This window comes from Pseudomonas sp. BIGb0278 (assembly GCF_024809895.1).
GTDB classification, from domain to species: domain Bacteria; phylum Pseudomonadota; class Gammaproteobacteria; order Pseudomonadales; family Pseudomonadaceae; genus Aquipseudomonas; species Aquipseudomonas shirazensis.
Genome location: NZ_JANUEL010000002.1, coordinates 761020 through 780189, shown reverse-complemented (window position 1 = coordinate 780189; position 19170 = coordinate 761020). Strand labels below are relative to the sequence as shown.

Sequence of the window (19170 nt, the reverse complement as noted above, 5' to 3'; positions counted from 1 at the left end):
TCGCCGCCCATGTCGATTACTCCGCTGGCTCACCGCCCCCACGACCACTCCCATTGCGTGCACAGTGCGCTGGCTGAAGCCGACGCCATCTGCGTGCGTCAGGGTCTGCGTTTGACTGCCCTGCGCAAGCGGGTGCTGGAGCTGGTGTGGCAGAGCCACAAGCCGCTGGGTGCCTACGATATTCTTGCCGTACTGAGCGAGCAGGATGGCCGCCGCGCGGCGCCGCCGACCGTTTATCGGGCGCTGGACTTTCTCCTCGAGAACGGCCTGGTGCACCGCATCGCCTCGCTCAATGCCTTCATCGGCTGCAGCCACCCGGAACACGCCCATCAGGGCCAGTTCCTGATCTGCCGCGAGTGCCATATCGCCATCGAGCTTGAGCAGGACAGCATCAGTGGCGCGATCATCGCCAGCGCCAACGCGGTCGGCTTCAAGGTTGAAACCCAGACCGTGGAAGTGGTCGGCCTGTGCGGCAACTGCCGAGGCGCGGCATGAGCGACGCCCTGATCCGACTTGAGCAAGTCGGCGTCAGCTTTGCTGGCGAAGCCGTACTGGACAACATCGACCTGGCGGTTGCGCCAGGCCAGATCGTCACGCTGATCGGCCCCAACGGTGCTGGCAAGACCACCCTGGTGCGGGCCGTGCTCGGCCTGCTCAAGCCGCATCGTGGCAGCGTCTGGCGCAAGCCCAAGCTGCGTATCGGCTATATGCCGCAAAAGATCCAGGTCGACCCGACGCTGCCACTGTCGGTACTGCGCTTCCTGCGTTTGGTGCCTGGGGTAGACCGCGGCGCAGCTTTGGCGGCATTGCAGGAAGTCGGCGCCGAGCAGGTCATCGACAGCCCGCTACAGACTGTTTCCGGCGGCGAGATGCAGCGCGTGCTGCTGGCCCGAGCCCTGCTGCGCAAGCCGCAATTGCTGGTGCTCGATGAACCGGTACAAGGCGTCGATGTGGCGGGGCAGTCCGAGCTGTACAGCTTGATCACACGCCTGCGCGACCGTTACGGCTGCGGCGTGCTGATGGTCTCCCACGACCTGCACCTGGTCATGAGCACCACCGATCAGGTGGTCTGCCTGAACCGCCATGTGTGCTGCTCCGGCCACCCCGAGCAGGTCAGCGGCGACCCGGCCTTTGTCGAACTGTTCGGCCAGAACGCCCCGAGCCTGGCCATCTATCACCATCACCACGACCACAGCCACGACCTGCACGGCGCAGTTGTCACCCCTGGCGCCCATGTTCACGGAGAGCACTGCAAGCATGGCTGATTTTCTTCTTTACGCCCTGCTGGCCGGTTTGTCCCTGGCAGTTGTTGCAGGTCCGCTGGGCTCGTTCGTGGTCTGGCGGCGGATGGCCTATTTTGGCGACACGTTGTCGCACGCGGCCTTGCTCGGCGTTGCCTTGGGCTTCGTGCTGGATGTCAGCCCGGCGTTGGCGGTAACCGTCGGCTGCCTGCTGCTGGCGATCTTGCTGGTGACGCTGCAGCAGCGCCAGCCGCTGGCGTCGGATACGCTGCTGGGGATTCTTGCTCCAAGCACCTTGTCGCTGGGCCTGGTGGTGCTGAGTTTCATGCACGACGTGCGCATCGACCTGATGGCCTATCTGTTTGGCGACTTGCTGGCGATCAGCCCAACGGACCTGGGCTGGATCATCGGCGGCAGTGCAGCCGTGCTGCTGTTGCTCGCCGCGCTCTGGCGCCCACTGCTGGCGGTGACCGTACATGAAGAGCTGGCAACCGTCGAAGGCCTGCCGGTAGCGGCGCTGCGCCTGACCCTGATGCTGCTCATCGCCGTGGTGATTGCGGTGGCGATGAAGATCGTCGGCGTGCTGCTGATCACCTCGCTGCTGATCATCCCGGCCGCCGCCGCCCAGCGCCATGCGCGCTCGCCCGAACAGATGGCGCTGGGTGCCAGCCTGCTCGGTGTAGTGGCGGTATGTGGCGGGCTGGCAATGTCCTGGTTCAAGGACACGCCGGCCGGGCCATCGATCGTGGTCTGCGCGGCAGTGCTATTCTTGCTGAGCCTGGCCCTGCCCAAACGCTGAGACACGGGTCGCACTTTGGCGCATCTTGCAACCAATGCGCGGGTAAAGGGTCTGTAAGACTTGTTTTCGAGCGTGCGCACCTGGGTGTAGACTTGCTCGCTTTTTGCGCAAATAGAGAGTCGCAGGAATGAAGCCGTTCGCCTCCCGTTATCTGCTTGTTGCCGTGTTGTCGCTGGGCCTGGCCGCGTGTGCCAGCGCCCCGGTCGAACAGCCGAGCGTGCCTGCCCAGGCCGACCCATGGGCCGAGCTGCAGCAGAACATCGCCAGCAACGAACTGGCCACTGCTGAAGATCAGCTGACCGCCCTGCAAGCCCAGGCGCCGCAAGACCCGCGCGTGGAGCAGCACCAGCGCCAGCTCGCCGAAGCCTACTTGCAGCGCAGCCAGATCGTCCTGCAAAAGGGTGACGTGAATGCCGCCGCGACCGCGCTGGCGCGGGCCCGGGCATTGATGCCGCAAGCGCCGGCGCTGGCCGCCGGGGATGCCGTTGCCCATGCGCGCAAAGCCGAGCTGGACCGTGCCGAAGCTGCCTTGAAGGCCGCTGAAGCCAAGCCCAAGGCGCGCGTGATCGACCCCACCGCACCGAGCACCGTGATCGCCCTGAAAACCACAGACAGCCGCGCCCTGCGCCGGCAGCTGGATGACATCGCCGCAGACGTGGTCAGTTATCAGTGTGAAGTGGTGTTCCAGGTGCCACGCAAGGACGACGCGCCGTGGCTGAAAACGCTGCTGGGCAAGCGCGTACACAAGCTCGACAGTGGCTATGAGCTCAACCAGCGCCATGAAATCCAGCGCTCATTGCCCGCTCAAGTCGTGCTGGTACCGCATCAGCGTTGAAATAAAACCCCGGCAGGCGAGCCTGCCGGGGTGATCGATCAAGCCGGAATGGCTTCTGCAGCAGCTTCGCGCTCCCAGACCCGGTGCGCTTCGACCGCTTTGACGAAGGCATCGATCGCCTTCTGATCATTGCCCAGCAACAAGCCCTTGTCTTCGGCCAGGCCGAGTTTGCCGACCAGCGCCTTGCCGTCTTTGGCAAAGGCGATGGCCTTCAGGTGCTTGTACGCTTCCAGCAGGAAGTGCTTGGCCAAACCGCTCTGCCCCAGCGCATCAATTGCGGCCTTGCCGGCCGGCACCAGCACACCATCGAACATGATCGACGGCATGCCTTCCATCGACGCATCCACCGCCAGGCTGGAACCATCGGCCGCTTTTACTGGCGCCGAGGTTGGGCCCAGCAGCATTGGCCTGGCGCTGTGCGCCTCAAGTGCCTTGACCAGACGATCGACGTCCGCCGCATCCACACCGTCAGCCAGCAGCAGGGCAATCTTGCGACCCTTGATACCCACGCTGCCCGGGTGATTGAGCTGGCTCAGCGCTGGCGACTCGGCCAGGCTCGAGCCCTTGACCTGCACGGTGCCTTTGCTCGGCGCCGGCAGACCCAGGTTGGCCGCTACTGCCGCCGCCAGCTTCAGGTCGATATTGGCGAGGATCTCGTTGACCTGACGGGCACGGATGTATTCCCGCTCGACCTTGCCCAGCTCAAAGCTGTAGGCCTTGATGATGTGCTGCTGCTCGTTCGGGCTCATGCTGTGGAAGAACAGGCGCGCCTGCGAGAAGTGATCGCTGAACGACTCGCTGCGCTCGCGAACCTTGCGTGCATCGATCCGCTCCTGATAGCTGTCGAAGCCACCGTCTTCAGCCGCTGCCGGGGTTTCCTTCGGCCAGCCGCCATCGATGCTGTTCGGCTCGTACGAGGCACGGCCCTTGTTGATTTCCATGCGGTGCATGCCATCGCGCTGGCCGTTGTGGTTGTGCGCAACAGGACGGTTGATCGGGATCTCATGGAAATTCGGGCCACCGAGGCGGCTGATCTGCGTGTCGGTGTAGGAGAACAGGCGGCCCTGCAGCAGCGGATCGTTGGTGAAGTCGATACCCGGCACGATATGGCCAGGGCAGAAGGCGATCTGCTCGACCTCGGCGAAGAAGTTGTCCGGGTTGCGGTTGAGCACCATCTTGCCCAATGGCGTCACCGGCACCAGCTCTTCGGGGATGATCTTGGTCGGGTCGAGCAGGTCGAAGTCGAACTTGTGCTCGTCGGCCTCAGGCACGATCTGCACGCCCAGTTCCCACTCAGGGTAGTCGCCGGTTTCAATCGCTTCGGAAAGGTCGCGACGATGGAAATCGGTGTCCTTGCCGGCCAGCTTCTGCGCCTCGTCCCACAGCACCGAGTGCACGCCTTGCTTCGGCTTCCAGTGAAACTTGACGAAACTGGCCACGCCTTCGGCGTTGATCAGGCGGAAGGTATGCACGCCAAAGCCTTCCATCATCCGCAGGCTGCGCGGGATAGCCCGGTCGGACATCGCCCAGATGACCATGTGCGCCGACTCCGGCACCAGCGAGACGAAGTCCCAGAAGGTGTCATGAGCCGAACCGCCGGTGGGCATTTCATTGTGTGGCTCAGGTTTCACCGCATGAACGAAGTCGGGGAACTTGATCGCGTCCTGAATGAAGAACACCGGCATGTTGTTGCCGACCAGGTCGAAGTTGCCTTCGTCGGTGTAGAACTTCACGGCGAAGCCGCGCACGTCGCGCACCGTGTCACCGGAGCCGCGGGGGCCCTGCACGGTGGAGAAGCGCACGAACACCGGAGTGATCTTCTCCGGGTCCTGGAGGAAACCGGCCTTGGTCAGCTCGGCATGCTTGCCGTAGCTCTGGAAGTAACCATGAGCGCCAGTGCCACGGGCATGGACGATGCGCTCGGGGATGCGCTCATGGTCAAAGTGGGTGATTTTTTCACGCATGATGAAATCTTCGAGCAACGACGGCCCGCGCGCACCCGCCTTGAGGGTGTTCTGGTTGTCAGCGATCTTGACGCCCTGATTGGTCCGCAGCGCCTCGCCGGTAGCGTCGCTACGGTAGGCTTCCAGACTCTGCAGTTTGGCGTTGGTGTTGGCACGGTCCGGGGTGTCGGTACCGGCCATCTCACTCTGTTTCGGGGTATCCGGGTGCTTGCGCGACATGTCGGCTCTCCTCATCGGTATTCAGGGCGGCCCATTCGGGCTCGTTTGCTAGTGACTGATGGCCGTGCGCATGCGTTCAATTCCATTGCCGACTGTCGCGTTATGCCGGTTGGATTGGACCAATACGAAATAAATGCTAAGAAGACCCAGGGGAAAAGGCTAAAATGCGCCCCCCGGCTTACCGCCAGACCCTATTTCCATTGCGCCCCACAAGGTTCGCTCAGTGATCGAGTTTCAACATGTGCACAAGACCTACCGCGTCGCCGGTAGGGACATCCCCGCCCTGAACCCGACCAGCCTGACCATTGAAAATGGCCAGGTGTTCGGCCTGATCGGCCACTCCGGCGCTGGCAAGAGCACCTTGCTGCGCCTGATCAACCGCCTCGAAGCGCCCAGCGGTGGCAAGATCATCGTCGATGGTGAAGACGTTACCGGCTTCGATGCCAACCAGCTGCGGCGCTTCCGCCAGCAGGTCGGGATGATCTTCCAGCACTTCAACCTGCTGGCCTCCAAGACCGTGGCCGACAACGTGGCGCTGCCGCTGACCTTGGCCGGTGAGCTGTCGCGCAGCGAAATCGACCAGCGCGTCACCGAGCTGCTGGCGCGGGTCGGTTTGTCCGATCACGCCAAGAAGTATCCCGCGCAGCTCTCCGGCGGGCAGAAGCAACGCGTCGGCATTGCCCGCGCGTTGTCGACCCGGCCGAAGATTTTGCTGTGCGACGAAGCAACCAGCGCCCTCGACCCGCAGACCACGGCCTCGGTGCTGCAACTGCTGGCCGAGATCAACCGCGAATTGAAGCTGACCATCGTCCTGATCACCCATGAAATGGACGTGATCCGTCGGGTCTGCGACCGCGTGGCGGTGATGGACGCTGGCCTGATCGTCGAGCAAGGCAGTGTTGCCGAGGTGTTCCTGCACCCGCAGCACCCGACCACCAAGCGTTTTGTCCAAGAGGACGAGCAAGTCGACGAAGGCGAACAGCGCGACGACTTTGCCCATGTGCCTGGCCGGATCGTGCGCCTGACCTTCCAGGGCGATGCCACCTACGCACCGCTGCTCGGCACTGTCGCCCGGGAAACCGGGGTCGACTACAGCATCCTCGCCGGGCGTATCGACCGCATCAAGGACGTGCCTTACGGGCAATTGACCCTGGCCGTTACCGGCGGCGACATGCAAGCCGCGTTCGACCGTTTCAGCGCAGCTGATGTGCATATGGAGGTACTGCGTTGATGGACGCTTTGAATTTCTTCGCCAATGTCGACTGGGCCGAAATCTGGCTGGCGACCATCGACACCATGATCATGCTGTTCGGCTCGCTGTTCTTCACCGTGCTGCTGGGCCTGCCGCTGGGCGTGCTGCTGTTCCTGTGCGGGCCGCGGCAGATGTTCGAGCAGAAAGGCCTGTACGCGCTGCTGTCGCTGGTGGTGAACATCCTGCGCTCTCTGCCGTTCATCATCCTGCTGATCGTGATGATCCCATTCACCGTACTGATCACCGGCACCTCGCTGGGCGTCGCCGGGGCCATCCCGCCACTGGTGGTCGGCGCCACGCCGTTCTTCGCCCGCCTGGTCGAGACGGCGCTGCGTGAAGTTGACCGCGGCATCATCGAAGCGACCCAGTCGATGGGCGCGACCACCCGCCAGATCATCACCAACGCACTGCTGCCCGAGGCGCGCCCGGGCATCTTCGCGGCGATTACCGTGACCGCGATCACCCTGGTGTCGTACACCGCCATGGCCGGTGTGGTCGGAGCTGGTGGCCTCGGCGACCTGGCGATCCGCTTTGGTTATCAGCGCTTCCAGACCGATGTAATGGTGGTCACCGTGGTTATGTTGCTGATCCTGGTTCAAGTTCTGCAAAGCGTCGGCGACAAACTGGTCGTGCATTTTTCCCGTAAGTAACCCCAATGGGGTCGGCCAGGCCGACCCGTTCGGGGGCCGTCGCGGCCCTCACAAGGAGTGTTTGATGAAAAAACTGCTTGCTGTTGTTGCCGCTGTGGCGGCTTTTTCGGCGCACGCTGCCGAGACCATCACCGTCGCCGCAAGCCCGGTGCCGCACGCCGAGATCCTCGAGTTCGTCAAACCCGTGCTGGCTAAAGAAGGCGTCGACCTCAAGGTCAAGGTCTTCACCGACTACGTGCAGCCAAACGTACAGGTTGCCGAGAAGCGCCTGGATGCCAACTTCTTCCAGCACCAGCCGTACCTGGATGAGTTCAACAAGGCCAAAGGCACCAACCTGGTCAGCGTTGCCGGCGTGCACCTGGAGCCACTGGGCGCTTACTCGAGCAAGCTGAAGAAGCTCGACGAGCTGCCGGCCGGCGCTACCGTGGTTATCCCCAACGATGCTACCAACGGCGGCCGCGCGTTGTTGCTGCTGGACAAGGCCGGTGTGATCAGCCTGAAGGACAAGAGCAACATCTTGTCGACTGTGAAAGACATCACCACCAACACCAAGAACCTCAAGTTCCGCGAGCTGGAAGCGGCCACCATCCCGCGTGTGCTGACTCAGGTCGATCTGGCCCTGATCAATACCAACTACGCGCTGGAAGCCAAGCTTGATCCGTCCAAGGATGCCCTGGTGATCGAAGGCAGCGACTCGCCTTACGTCAACATCCTGGTGGCACGCCCGGACAACAAGGACTCGGACGCGATGAAGAAGCTGGTTGCAGCGCTGCATTCGCCTGAAGTCAAAGCGTTCATCACCGAGAAGTACAAAGGCGCGGTACTGCCGGCGTTCTGATCGAGCCGACCGCAACACCTGCGGGGCAAGCCCGCCGCCTGCAGCTTGTGCACTGCAGGCGGCGGGCTTGCCCCGCAGTGCTTTCTGGCCTCAGTCGCGCGTGACCAGCCCCGGCAGCTGCGCCGCCAGCTTCTGGTTGTTGAACGGTGCGCGGATAAAGCCGCGCTGGCGCCCATCGGGCCCGACCACAGCCAGGTTGCCGCTGTGATCGACGGTGTAGCCGGGCTTGCTGGTGTCAGCAGGGATAAATGGAATGCTCAGGGCATTGGCCAGCTTCTGGGTGTCCTCGATCGAGCCGGCCAGGCCGACGAAATCCTTGTCGAAGTAGCCCAGGTACTGCTTCAGCTGAGTGGCGGTATCGCGGTGCGGATCGACGCTGACCAGCACCACTTGCAAACGCTCCAAGGCTTCCTTGGGCAGCTCGCTCTTGACCTGGCGCAGCTGCGCCAGGGTCGTCGGGCAGATGTCCGGGCAGTAGGTGTAGCCGAAGAACAGCAACGACCATTTGCCTTTGAGCTGATCGAGCTCGACCGGCTGGCCGTTCTGGTCGGTCATGCTCACCGCCGGCACGCTGCGGCTCTGCGGCAGCAGGATGATGCCGGCATCGATCAGTTCAGCTGGGTTGGCCTCGCTGCGGCCGTTGAGCACCTTGTTGACGGTCAGGCCGAGGATCAAGGCAACCACGGCAACGAGAATGAAGACGGTTTTCTGGGTTCGGGTCATAGATTCAGCATCAACAGATAGTGGTCAACGAGCAGGGCGATGAACAGGGCGAACAGGTACCCGATAGAGTACTTGAAGGTCTTGATCGCCGCGTGCGGCCGGGTGCCACGGTACAGCACCCAGGCCCAGCGGACAAAACCCAGCCCCAGCAGCAGCGCACAGGCCAGATACAGCAGGCCGCTCATGTGGATGGCGAACGGCAGCAGACTTGCCGCCAGCAGCACCCAGGTATACAGCAGGATATGCAGCTTGGTGTAGGCCTCGCCATGGGTCACCGGCAACATCGGGATCGCTGCCTTGGCGTATTCCTCCTTGCGGTGGATGGCCAGCGCCCAGAAGTGCGGCGGCGTCCAGGCGAAGATGATCAGCACCAGCAACAACGGCTCGGCGGTGATCTGCCCGGTCACTGCAACCCAACCGAGCAACGGCGGCGCGGCCCCGGCCAGGCCACCGATAACGATATTCTGCGGTGTCGCACGCTTGAGAAAACCGGTGTAGAGCACCGCATAACCGAGCAGTGAAGCCAGGGTCAGCCAGGCTGTCAGGGCGTTGGTGAACACCAGCAGCACGCTCATGCCGAGCACCGCCAGAAGCAAGGCAAAGGCCAGCGCTGCCATGGGCGCGATCCTGCCATCGGCCAAAGGCCGCTTATGGGTGCGCGCCATCAATCCATCAATCCGCCGGTCGACCACATGGTTGACCGCAGCCGCAGCGCCAGCGCACAGGCCGATACCCAGGTTGCCGAACAGCAACACCGTCCACGGCACGCCCGCACGGGTCGCGAGAAACATCCCGACCAGCGCGGTGATCAGCATCAACAGCACCACCTTGGGCTTGGTCAGCTCGACATAATCGCGCCAGCTGGCCTGCTGCCGCGGCGTGCTCAGAACCGTCGCCATGCGTCACTCCTCATCGGTACATGTGCCCCGGCCACGCGGGTCAAGCGCCAGCCATGGCCGACGCGGACCTTGTCGACCACGCGAATGCGGTAATTCACCAACACCATGCACAGCAACAGCGCAGCACCACCGGCGTTGTGCGCCACCGCGACGGCCAGCGGCAGGTGCAGCAGGACATTGCTGACGCCAAGGCTGATCTGCACCGCCAGCGCCAGCATGACCAGCCCGGCCAGGGCGCGCAAACCGTTGCGGTAGAGCTTGTGGCTGAGCAGCAACAGTACGGCCGTGACCAGTAGTGCACCCAGCCGATGGCTGATATGAATCGCCGTGCGCGCATCACTGTCGAGCTGGCCACCGAGGTAATTGGGGCCGACATGTTGAGTCAGGTGAAAGCCATTGCTGAAGTCAGCCGCAGGCCACCACTGGCCATGGCAAGTCGGCAGGTCGATGCAGGCGACGGCGGCATAGTTGGCACTGACCCAACCGCCCAGAGCGACTTGGCCAATCACGGTCAGCAGCCCCAGCGCGGCGACTCGGCGCAGGCTCAACGGCAGTTTCGGCAATGGCGCAAAGGCCCGGGATAGACGCAGTGATAGCAGCAACAGGAGGCTCAACGTAGTGAAGCCGCCAAGCAGGTGCGCCGTGACCACCTGCGGCCACAGCTTCAAGGTCACCGTCCACATACCAAACGCCGCTTGCGCCAGCACCACCGCCAGCAGCAGCAGTGGCAGACGGTAGGGCTGGCCGTCACGGGCGTGCCGGCGCAGCGCCTGCAACGCCAGCCAGGCAATCACCAGCGCCAGGCCACCGGCAAAGTAGCGATGGACCATCTCGGCCCAGCCCTTGGCTGCTTCAACGGGATGCTCAGGGAAGTGCAGCTCGGCATGGGCCAGCTGCGCGTCGCTTTTGGGCACGCTGATAAAGCCGTAGCAACCGGGCCAGTCCGGGCAGCCGAGACCAGCATGGGTCAGCCGGGTATAGGCGCCCAGCAGTACCACCACCAGCGCCAGCAAGGTTGCGAACACAGCGAGGCGATAGCCGGGTCTGGCCATGGCAGAGCTCCTATCCGATGTTGGACAGCTTGAGCAGATGACGCAGGTCGTCGAGCACGTGCTTGCCCTTGACCGTGGCGTCGTAACGCAGCACCAGGTTGCCGTGCGGGTCGACGATCCACAGTTGCGGCCCCGGCTCGCTGACGTGCTCGCCGTAGCGCTGCAGGTCCAGCGGATAACGCTGCAACTGCGGGTACTCGCGGGTGAGCAGCTGCTGGTAATCGCTGCTCAGTGGCTGCGCAGCCGCCAGCGCATGGCTGGCGCGGCTGGCATCGCGGCCCAGGCCGATCTGGATCTGCCGCGCCAGGTACACAAGGTTCTGGCAGGGCTGATCACACGCCGCCGGCGCGCTGACCAGCAGCTGCCAGCGCTGCTCCTGCGCCGGGATACCAATGTCGGCCCGGCTCAGGCCGTTGCCGATCATTGCACCGTGATAACTGCGGCCGTCCGGCACCCAGAACTTGAACTTGTACATGCTGGTGGCAAGGATCATCGGGCCGAGGGTGACCAGCAAGATCAGCAACAGCTGCCAGCGTCCGCGGCTGCGGGGCTTGCGGCCTTCAGGCACGTCCAGTGGACTCGTGGCGGCGCTCATGGTGATGCTCCTTGTTGTTATGCCAGCCGAAGTACAGGTACAGCAGCACCAATGCCGCCGCCAGGGCGAACCACTGCACGGCGTAGCCCAGGTGCTTTTCCGGGCCCATGGCGACTATCGGCCAGTCCAGCCGGTAGCTGGCTGGCCCGCCGAGCAGGCGCAGTTCGTGGCCATAACCGTCACGCCCCAACTGCTGCCAGAGCGCAGCGGGGTCGATGGCAGTGAGCAGGTGCGGCCACTGCCCGCCGACCGGGTCCGGGTGCAGTTGGAAGGCCGCGCCGGGGGCGATATAGACCGACGCCTGCAGCGCCAGCGTTTGCGAAGGGGTATCGAAGCGCGCCGGCACACGCCGATCGGGCCAGGGCAGCCAGCCGCGATTTATCAACAGCCAGTGGCCGCTGGCCTGATCGAGAAACGGTTGCAGCAGCTCGACGCCGACCTGGCCGTCGCGCAGGCGGTTGTCCAGCAGCAGGCTGTGATTGGCGTCAAAGTGGCCAAACAGCTGCACCCGATGAAAAGCCGGATCGGCCAGCGACTGCAGCTCGGCCAGCGCCAGCGGCGCTTCGACCTGGCGTTCGGCGTAGGTCGCCAGCAGTTCGCGCTTCTGCTCGGCGCGGCTCAGTTGCCAGCAACCCAGCGCGATCAACCCCGGCAGCAGTGCAAGCACCACCAGAGTCGGCACCAGCCCGGGGCGAAACGGCTTCACCTTGGGCCACGCTGTGCGAACGCTATACTTGCCTGCATCACCAAGCCCCCCGGGGAGTGCCGCCATGCTCAAGGCCGCCATTGTTTTGCTGTTGTTGGCCACTGTTGCCAGCCTGTTCAGTGGCCTGGTGTTTCTGGTCAAGGACGATCAAGACTCGACCCGCCTGCTCAAGGCCCTGACCGTGCGCGTCAGCCTCGCAGCGCTGACCATCGGTCTGATCGCCTGGGGCTTCATGAGCGGGCAACTGGTCTCCCACGCGCCCTTCTAATTGCATCCCACGCGCCCTGTGTAGGAGCGGCCTTGTGTCGCGATTGGGGCGCGCAGCGGCCACATAAATCGTGCAGCCACCACAGATCGCCGGGCCCGCTACGCGCGCCTATCGCGACACAAGGCCGCTCCTACAGGGTCCGCGCAAGCCGTTACAGCACATAAACAAATACAAACAACCCAACCCAAACCACGTCGACAAAATGCCAATACCAACTGGCCGCCTCGAAACCGAAATGCTGGTTGGCATCAAAATGCCCGCGCAGCACGCGCACGAACATCACGATCAAAATCACCGTCCCCAAGGTCACGTGCGCGCCGTGGAACCCGGTCAGCATGAAGAACGTCGCACCATAGATCCCCGAGCCCAACGTCAGCCCCAGATGCACATAAGCTTCGTAGTACTCGTAGGCCTGCAATGCCAGAAACGACAGCCCCAGCAGGATGGTCAGTCCCAGCCACAACTTCAGCGGCCCGCGATGGCCTTTGCGTAATGCGTGGTGGGCGATGGTAATGGTCACGCTCGAGCTGACCAACAGCAGGGTGTTGATCAACGGCAGGTGCCAAGGGTCGATGACATCCTTGGGCGGCGGAAACAGCTTCGGGTCCGGCGTGTGCAAAAGCGGCCAGGCAAACTCGAAGTTCGGCCAGAGCATGTGCGCCACACCCTTGGCGCCGTCACCGCCCAACCACGGCCCGGCCAGCACGCGCACATAGAACAGCGCGCCAAAGAAAGCCAGAAAGAACATCACCTCGGAGAAGATGAACCAGCCCATACCCCAGCGGAACGAGCGGTTCATTTGCGCGCTGTACAGCCCCGCCTTGTTCTCCCTGACCACCGCACCGAACCAGCCGAACAGCATGTAGGCCAGGCACAGCGCACCGAAGAAGAAGATCAGCGGCCCGTGCGAATCCGGGTGGCCGGCCTTCAGATCATTGAACCAGGTGCCCAGGCCGAACACCGTGACGAACATGCCGATGGTGGCGATGATCGGCCATTTGCTCTGCGCCGGGACGTAGTAGTGATCGTGGTGTGCCATTGCTGTTCTCCTTCCCTCAGCGGGCGCGCTGGACGCCCTCGGTGCTCAACTGGGCAACCGGCGGGTGGCGAGCGGTGATGTCGAACAAGGTGTAGGCCAGAGTCAGGTGCTTGACGTTGCCCGGCAGGTCGCGGTCGACGATGAACCGCACCGGCATCTCAATGCGCTCACCCGGCTGCAGCACCTGCTGGGTAAAGCAGAAGCATTCGGTCTTGTGGAAATACGCCGCCGCCTCGGCCGGAGTGATGCTCGGTACCGCCTGAGCGCTCATCGGCTTGTCGGTCGGGTTGTGCGCCACAAAGATCATCTGGTTGACCGCGCCCGGGTTGACCTCGACCTGGTCGGCACGCGAGTAGAAGTCCCAGCTCATGTCACCAGCATTGGTCGACATGAACTGCACCCGCACCGTGCGCGAAGGGTCGCTGACCTGGCTGCCTTCATATTGCCCGCCGGTCTTGCCATTGATGCCGAACGCCTTGCACATCACGTCGTACAGCGGCACCAGGGCAAAGCCGAAGGCAAACATCACCACCGTCAGCAGCAGCAGGCGGCGCACCAGGCGTTTGAGTGGCAGGCTGGTCATGGCAAGGCCCTATTTCACTTCCGGCGGCGTCTGGAAGGTGTGGTACGGCGCCGGCGATGGCACCGACCACTCCAGCCCTTCGGCGCCATCCCACGGTTTGGCCGGCGCTGGCCGGCCTCCACGGATGGTCTTGATGACGATGAACAGGAAGAAGATCTGCGTAGCGCCGAACAGGAATGCACCAATCGACGAGACCATGTTGAAGTCGGCGAACTGCAGGTTGTAGTCGGGGATGCGCCGGGGCATGCCGGCCAGGCCAACGAAGTGCATCGGGAAGAAGGCCAGGTTCATGCCGATGAACGACAGCCAGAAGTGCAGCTTGCCGAGGGTTTCGTCGTACATGTGGCCAGTCCATTTCGGCAGCCAGTAGTAGGCCGACGCGAAGATGCCAAAGATCGCCCCAGGCACCAGCACATAGTGGAAGTGCGCCACCACGAAGTAGGTGTCGTGGTACTGGAAGTCCGCCGGGGCAATCGCCAGCATCAGCCCGGAGAAACCGCCGATGGTGAACAGGATGACAAAGGCAATGGCGAACAGCATCGGCGTCTCGAAGGTCAGCGAGCCTTCCCACATGGTGCTGACCCAGTTGAACACCTTGACCCCGGTCGGCACCGCAATCAGCATCGTCGCGTACATGAAGAACAGCTCGCCCACCACCGGGATGCCGACCACGAACATGTGGTGCGCCCAGACAATGAACGACAGAAACGCGATCGCCCCGGTGGCGTACACCATCGAGGTGTAGCCAAACAGCGGCTTGCGTGAAAACGCCGGGATGATCGAGCTGACTGCGCCGAACGCCGGCAGGATCATGATGTACACCTCGGGGTGGCCGAAGAACCAGAACACATGCTGGAACAACACCGGATCACCACCGCCGGCCGCGCTGAAGAAGCTGGTGCCGAAGTGAATATCCATCAGCATCATCGTCACCACCCCGGCCAGCACCGGCATCACGGCGATCAGCAGAAAGGCGGTGATCAGCCAGGTCCAGACGAACAGCGGCATTTTCATCAGGGTCATGCCCGGCGCGCGCAGGTTGAGAATGGTCGCGATCACGTTGATCGCGCCCATGATCGAGCTGACGCCCATCAGGTGGATAGCAAAGATGAAGAAGGTCACGCTGGCCGGCGCATAGGTGGTGGATAACGGCGCGTAGAAGGTCCAGCCGAAGTTGGGCCCGCCACCGGCGCTGAACAGGGTCGATACCAACAGCAGAAACGCCGCCGGCAGCAGCCAGAAACTGAAGTTGTTCATCCGCGGCAGGGCCATGTCCGGGGCGCCGATCATCAATGGGATCATCCAGTTGGCCAGGCCGACAAACGCCGGCATCACCGCGCCGAATACCATGATCAGGCCGTGCATGGTGGTCATCTGGTTGAAGAAAGCCGGTTCGACGATCTGCAGCCCCGGCTGGAACAGCTCGGCGCGAATGACCATGGCGAACGAGCCGCCGAGCAGGAACATGCAGAAGCTGAACCACAGGTACATCGTGCCGATGTCCTTGTGGTTGGTGGTCAACACCCAGCGCATCAAGCCCTTGGCCGGGCCGTGGGCATGGTCGTGGCCATGCTCGTCGATCACTGCACTCATGTCCTGTCTCCTGCCAGCCACTGGCTGCGGCGCAATTTACGGCTCATTTGGCTTCTGCCTGCTTGAGCGCGAGCACGTCTTTAGGCGTGACCATGTCGCCTTTGTTGTTGCCCCAGGCGTTGCGCTCATAGGTGACCACGGCGGCGATATCGACTTCCGAGAGCTGTTTGCCAAACGCGGCCATGGCCGTGCCGGGCTTGCCGTGGAAGACAATGCCCAAGTGGCCTTCGATAGGCCCGGTAGCGATTTTCGAGCCCTTGAGTGCCGGGAACATTGGCGGCAAGCCCTGGCCCTCGGCCTGGTGACAGGCGACGCAAGTAGTGTGATAGACCTTGTCGCCGCGCTCGACCAGCTCTTGCAGGGTCCATTCCTTGCTGTTCAGCTCTTTGAGCTTGGCCGCTTCGGCCTTGCGCTCGCCCAGCCAGGTGTCGTAATCGGCCTGCGACTTGACCTCGACCACCACCGGCATGAAGCCGTGGTCCTTGCCGCACAGCTCGGTGCACTGGCCGCGGTAGATGCCGGGTTTCTCGACCCGGGTCCAGGCTTCGTTGACGAAGCCGGGGATGGCGTCACGCTTGACCGCAAAGGCCGGTACCCACCAGGAGTGGATCACGTCGGCGGCCGTGACCAGAAAACGCACCTTGGCGCCCACCGGGATCACCAGCGGCTGGTCGACCTCGAGCAGGTAATGCTCGTCCTTGGGCGCCTTGTTGTTGATCTGTTCCGCGGGGGTGGCAAGGTTGCTGAAGAACTCGACATCCTGCCCCAGGTATTTGTAATGCCACTTCCACTGGTAGCCGGTGACCTGGATATCGATGTCCGATTCACTGGCGTCGTAGATTTCGATCAGGGTCTTGGTGGCAGGGATGGCCATGACGATGAGGATAAGCAGCGGCACCACGGTCCACATGATCTCGACCCAGGTGTGCTCGTGGAAGTGCGCGGCCTGCTGGCCGGTTGAGCGGCGGTGGATCACCATCGACCAGAACATCGCGCCAAACACCACGATGCCGATAACGACGCAGATCCAGAAGATGATCATGTGCAGGTCGAACACTGCGTGGGAGACTTCGGTAGCCCCGGGCGCCATGTTGACGGTCCATGCGCCATGCGCCTGACCGATAACCGACCACAACAGAAGGCCCATCCAGACATGTGGATGTCGCATCATTGCGGGTTCCCCTTATCATTCTTGTAATCCCGGAGGCATAGACCTTGGGCAAGGGGGGGCGGCGGTCAAGACAGCCTGCTTCGACGACCGAGCTCCTCTGCAAACTGCAGGTGGGCCTCATCAACCAATCACGTTCAACCCGAGTATAGACAGCGCTCTAGGCCACGCAACGCGGCCTATGAAAACATCGTCACAAAGCCACAAAACCCAGCAAACCCGCGCCATTGCTGGGTCATGGCATAATGATGGCATCGCTATATTCTTGAGCTCGCACACGTTTGCGTTGCTTATAACAAATGCGTCTTAGGCATCCGGTATACCGAGCTAACTTAGAGCTTTCCGTAAGTACTGTCTTCCGTTTGTCACCCAATGTCCCTGGAGTTGTCATGAACATCGCCGCTGTACGCGAGCAGATCAAACAAGCCCATCAACATGAGAGCCAGAGCGGCCAATTGAAACAGCGCCTCGAAGCGCAACTGCCGCACCTGCATCCGTCCATCCAACTCCCTGAGAAAGATGCTCAGGGCACCCTGGCGCGCTTTGTTGGCGCTTATATCGACGAGGTTCCAGAGCTACTCGAAGCTGCCCATGCGGTCGCGCTCGAAGCTGGCATCGAGTCGCAGATCAAACCGGTATTGAAGATCGCCGAAGCCTATTTCATGCAACCGCCCAGCGTCATGCAAGGGCATGTCGGCCTCGATTGCCTGCTCGATGAAGCCTACCTGGCCCATCGTCTGGTCGAAGAGGTCAACGATCTGTACATCAAGCACTTCGGGCAGCCGCTGATTCCGGCGGACACCACCGTGGCCAACCTGATCGCCCATCAACTGATCGGCGAAGAGTTTGCCAACCAACTGGATGAAGTGGTGCATCACTCGGTCGACGAGATGCTCGACGACGACAGCTTCGCCCTGGAATCGGTCGAAGCCTACCGCGCCACGCTGAGCAGCCCGGCGACCGGTGAAGCCTGGAAACGCTGGCCGTGCCTGTCGCGCCAGCTGGGGGTCGAGCTCGGCCAACCGGCTTGAGCTGACGCAGTGTGAACCGGCCGGTCGCGGGCAACCCGCGACCGGCCAATACTGTTTAGGTGCAGTGCCCGCTCAGGCACCCACGCCCGCCGTGGTCCGCAGCCGCCCCTCGATCCGCCGCTTCAAGCGCCACTGCTCGATCTTCAAGCGTGAGCCCTTGGCGGCATTGCTGCGCCCCCAGTCTTCCAGCAGTTCCAGGCACGAGTGGTCGATGTAGCTCAGGTTGCCCAGCGGCACATGCAGGGTCGTGCCCGCAGGCACCTGCTCAAGTACCTGGGTCAGGGCCGGCACCTTGAGGAAGGTGGCCGCGCCGCTCAGGCGCAACTCCATATGCCCAGGCTTGGTCAGGTCGACCAGATTGATTTTCAGCCGGGCCGCCTTGAACGCCAGCTTCAACAGAGTCAAGGCAAAGCCCAGCAAGACCCCGGTCAGCAGGTCGGTGAAGATGATCGCCAGCGCTGTTGCGGCATAGGTGAACATCGGCATCCGGCCATATCGGCCAAGGCTGCGAAACGCCTTGAAATCAACCAGCTTGATCCCGGTATACACCAGCACCCCGGCCAGGCTCGCCACCGGAATCTGCTGCAGCACGCTGCTCAGCACTACCACAAAGCCCAGCAGCCAGACACCATGCAGGATCGCCGAAGCGCGAGTCTGCGCGCCGGCCTGGACGTTGGCCGAGCTGCGCACGATCACCCCGGTCATCGGCAGCGCACCGAGCACGCCGCAGAGCATGTTGCCGATGCCTTGCGCCGAAAGCTCCTTGTCGAAGTCCGAGCGCTGCCCGCTGTGCATGCGGTCTACCGCTGCAGCAGACAGCAGCGTTTCAGCACTGGCGATGAAGGCCAGGGCAAAGGCGGCGACCAGCAAGGTCGGGTCGGCCAGCTTCAGCAGGTCATCCGGGCGCAGCCAGTCGATCGCTTCGGACAGGTCCGCCGGCACCACCACGCGGTTGACCGGCAGTGCCAGCCACATGGCGATTGCGGTCATGCTTGCCACACCGAGCAGCGCGCCCGGCACAAAGCGCAGCCGCTGCGGCCGGAAGCGCTCCCAGGCCCACATCATGGCGATGGTGCCCAAGCCAAGCGCACCGGCCTGCCAGCCATTCCCCGCGTTTTCCAGCGGCAGCGCTGCCAGCAGCGTTTCGGGGAAGGCCAGCAGGTTGTTGAGGCCCGAAGGCTGCGGCGCGGTGTCGAACATCACATGCACCTGCGACAGCACAATCAGCACGCCAATCCCGGCGAGCATGCCGTACACCACCGCCGGTGCCGTAACCCGAAACCAGCAGCCCAAACGAAAACGCCCGGCCAATAGCTGCAGCAAGCCCGCCAGCAGCAGAATCGGCCCAAGCATGGCCATGCCATGCTGGCGCACCAGCTCGAACACCAGCACCGCCAGGCCCGCCGCCGGGCCACTGACCTGCAGCGGCGAACCGGCAATGAAGCCGACCACGATGCCGCCGATAATGCCGGTAATCAGCCCCTTGGCAGGCGGCATGCCGGATGCGATGGCGATACCCATACAAAGGGGCAGGGCCACCAGAAACACCACCACTGAAGCCAGTAATTCTCGCGGCAGGGCCGCCTTGATCTGTGTTTTGTTCACCGTATTTCTCCTTTCTAGACACATGGCCGGTCCGCTGGCCATGGGCACAATGGGCCCCTGACAGGCGCGCAGGCGCCCGCCGCCAGCGCAGATGCCGGCAACTCGGTCAG

Annotated in this window: 20 protein-coding genes; 9 read left to right on the top strand and 11 right to left on the bottom strand. The window is 63.0% G+C overall.

From position 1 onward, the window contains the following. The first annotated feature begins 9 nt into the window (after positions 1 to 9). The 4 genes from zur to M2396_RS12305 all read left to right on the top strand — a co-directional run bounded on the left by zur (position 10) and on the right by M2396_RS12305 (position 2875). Positions 10 to 495 (top strand): zinc uptake transcriptional repressor Zur, encoded by a 486-nt coding sequence (gene zur / locus M2396_RS12320; RefSeq protein WP_101322710.1) that lies wholly within the window; start codon positions 10 to 12, stop codon positions 493 to 495. After that, entirely contained in the window at positions 492 to 1265 is a 774-nt protein-coding gene (gene znuC, locus M2396_RS12315) for a zinc ABC transporter ATP-binding protein ZnuC (protein ID WP_101322711.1), read from the top strand. The genes zur and znuC overlap by 4 nt, the downstream gene beginning before the upstream one ends. Continuing rightward, positions 1258 to 2040, top strand: coding sequence for a zinc ABC transporter permease subunit ZnuB (gene znuB / locus M2396_RS12310; RefSeq protein ID WP_101322712.1), 783 nt, complete (start codon positions 1258 to 1260; stop codon positions 2038 to 2040). The genes znuC and znuB overlap by 8 nt, the downstream gene beginning before the upstream one ends. Positions 2041 to 2167: 127 nt before the next feature. Beyond that, positions 2168 to 2875: a PA5502 family lipoprotein gene (locus tag M2396_RS12305; protein WP_103435438.1), complete on the top strand. Its 708-nt coding sequence runs from the start codon at positions 2168 to 2170 to the stop codon at positions 2873 to 2875. A 38-nt stretch (positions 2876 to 2913) separates the two neighbouring features. Here M2396_RS12305 and katE read toward each other — a convergent pair whose 3' ends face one another. After that, entirely contained in the window at positions 2914 to 5058 is a 2145-nt protein-coding gene (gene katE / locus M2396_RS12300; protein ID WP_188036904.1) for a catalase HPII, read from the bottom strand. Positions 5059 to 5281: 223 nt separating this feature from the next. Between katE and M2396_RS12295 the strand changes: the two genes are divergently transcribed. The 3 genes from M2396_RS12295 to M2396_RS12285 all read left to right on the top strand — a co-directional run bounded on the left by M2396_RS12295 (position 5282) and on the right by M2396_RS12285 (position 7798). Then, on the top strand, positions 5282 to 6289 hold the full coding sequence (locus M2396_RS12295) for a methionine ABC transporter ATP-binding protein (protein WP_101322715.1): 1008 nt from the start codon (positions 5282 to 5284) through the stop codon (positions 6287 to 6289). Further along, positions 6289 to 6960, top strand: coding sequence for a methionine ABC transporter permease (locus M2396_RS12290; protein WP_101322716.1), 672 nt, complete (start codon positions 6289 to 6291; stop codon positions 6958 to 6960). Before M2396_RS12295 ends, M2396_RS12290 begins: the two co-directional genes overlap by 1 nt. 64 nt (positions 6961 to 7024) lie before the next feature. Next, the gene (locus M2396_RS12285; RefSeq protein WP_101322717.1) at positions 7025 to 7798 is read left to right on the top strand and encodes a MetQ/NlpA family ABC transporter substrate-binding protein; all 774 of its coding nucleotides are present in this window, start codon (positions 7025 to 7027) and stop codon (positions 7796 to 7798) included. Between the two features lie 90 nt (positions 7799 to 7888). Here the strand turns inward: M2396_RS12285 and M2396_RS12280 are convergent, their stop codons facing one another. The 5 genes from M2396_RS12280 to M2396_RS12260 are packed head-to-tail and all read right to left on the bottom strand — an operon-like array spanning position 7889 to position 11773. Next, complete coding sequence (locus tag M2396_RS12280) at positions 7889 to 8521, bottom strand: SCO family protein (protein WP_259075195.1); 633 nt, start codon at positions 8519 to 8521, stop codon at positions 7889 to 7891. Then, positions 8518 to 9420: a heme o synthase gene (gene cyoE / locus M2396_RS12275; protein WP_150572334.1), complete on the bottom strand. Its 903-nt coding sequence runs from the start codon at positions 9418 to 9420 to the stop codon at positions 8518 to 8520. The genes M2396_RS12280 and cyoE overlap by 4 nt, the downstream gene beginning before the upstream one ends. Beyond that, positions 9405 to 10472, bottom strand: coding sequence for a heme A synthase (locus M2396_RS12270; RefSeq protein WP_150570259.1), 1068 nt, complete (start codon positions 10470 to 10472; stop codon positions 9405 to 9407). The genes cyoE and M2396_RS12270 overlap by 16 nt, the downstream gene beginning before the upstream one ends. Before the next feature lie 10 nt (positions 10473 to 10482). After that, positions 10483 to 11067, bottom strand: coding sequence for a hypothetical protein (locus M2396_RS12265; protein WP_150570260.1), 585 nt, complete (start codon positions 11065 to 11067; stop codon positions 10483 to 10485). Next, positions 11033 to 11773 (bottom strand): SURF1 family protein, encoded by a 741-nt coding sequence (locus tag M2396_RS12260; RefSeq protein WP_150570261.1) that lies wholly within the window; start codon positions 11771 to 11773, stop codon positions 11033 to 11035. The genes M2396_RS12265 and M2396_RS12260 overlap by 35 nt, the downstream gene beginning before the upstream one ends. Before the next feature lie 64 nt (positions 11774 to 11837). Here M2396_RS12260 and M2396_RS12255 point away from each other — a divergent pair, with 64 nt between their 5' ends. After that, complete coding sequence (locus M2396_RS12255; protein WP_101322723.1) at positions 11838 to 12041, top strand: twin transmembrane helix small protein; 204 nt, start codon at positions 11838 to 11840, stop codon at positions 12039 to 12041. Positions 12042 to 12192: 151 nt separating this feature from the next. On the opposite strand, the gene M2396_RS12250 is transcribed toward M2396_RS12255, so the two are convergent. From M2396_RS12250 to coxB, 4 genes are read right to left on the bottom strand one after another with little or no spacing between them, the layout of a single operon-like run. Further along, entirely contained in the window at positions 12193 to 13080 is an 888-nt protein-coding gene (locus M2396_RS12250; protein ID WP_259075192.1) for a cytochrome c oxidase subunit 3, read from the bottom strand. 16 nt (positions 13081 to 13096) lie between these two features. Then, complete coding sequence (locus tag M2396_RS12245) at positions 13097 to 13663, bottom strand: cytochrome c oxidase assembly protein (RefSeq protein ID WP_101322725.1); 567 nt, start codon at positions 13661 to 13663, stop codon at positions 13097 to 13099. A 9-nt stretch (positions 13664 to 13672) separates the two neighbouring features. Beyond that, positions 13673 to 15256, bottom strand: a complete 1584-nt coding sequence (gene ctaD / locus M2396_RS12240; protein WP_101322726.1) for a cytochrome c oxidase subunit I — start codon at positions 15254 to 15256, stop codon at positions 13673 to 13675. 43 nt (positions 15257 to 15299) lie between these two features. Continuing rightward, positions 15300 to 16427 (bottom strand): cytochrome c oxidase subunit II, encoded by a 1128-nt coding sequence (coxB, locus tag M2396_RS12235; protein ID WP_188036907.1) that lies wholly within the window; start codon positions 16425 to 16427, stop codon positions 15300 to 15302. Between the two features lie 386 nt (positions 16428 to 16813). On the opposite strand from coxB, the gene M2396_RS12230 reads away from it, so the two are divergent. After that, a complete protein-coding gene (locus tag M2396_RS12230; protein ID WP_101322728.1) occupies positions 16814 to 17455 on the top strand; it encodes a hypothetical protein in 642 nt (213 codons plus the stop codon). Between the two features lie 72 nt (positions 17456 to 17527). Here the strand turns inward: M2396_RS12230 and M2396_RS12225 are convergent, their stop codons facing one another. Next, on the bottom strand, positions 17528 to 19060 hold the full coding sequence (locus M2396_RS12225) for a SulP family inorganic anion transporter (RefSeq protein ID WP_259075190.1): 1533 nt from the start codon (positions 19058 to 19060) through the stop codon (positions 17528 to 17530). Between the last annotated feature and the right edge of the window lie 110 nt (positions 19061 to 19170).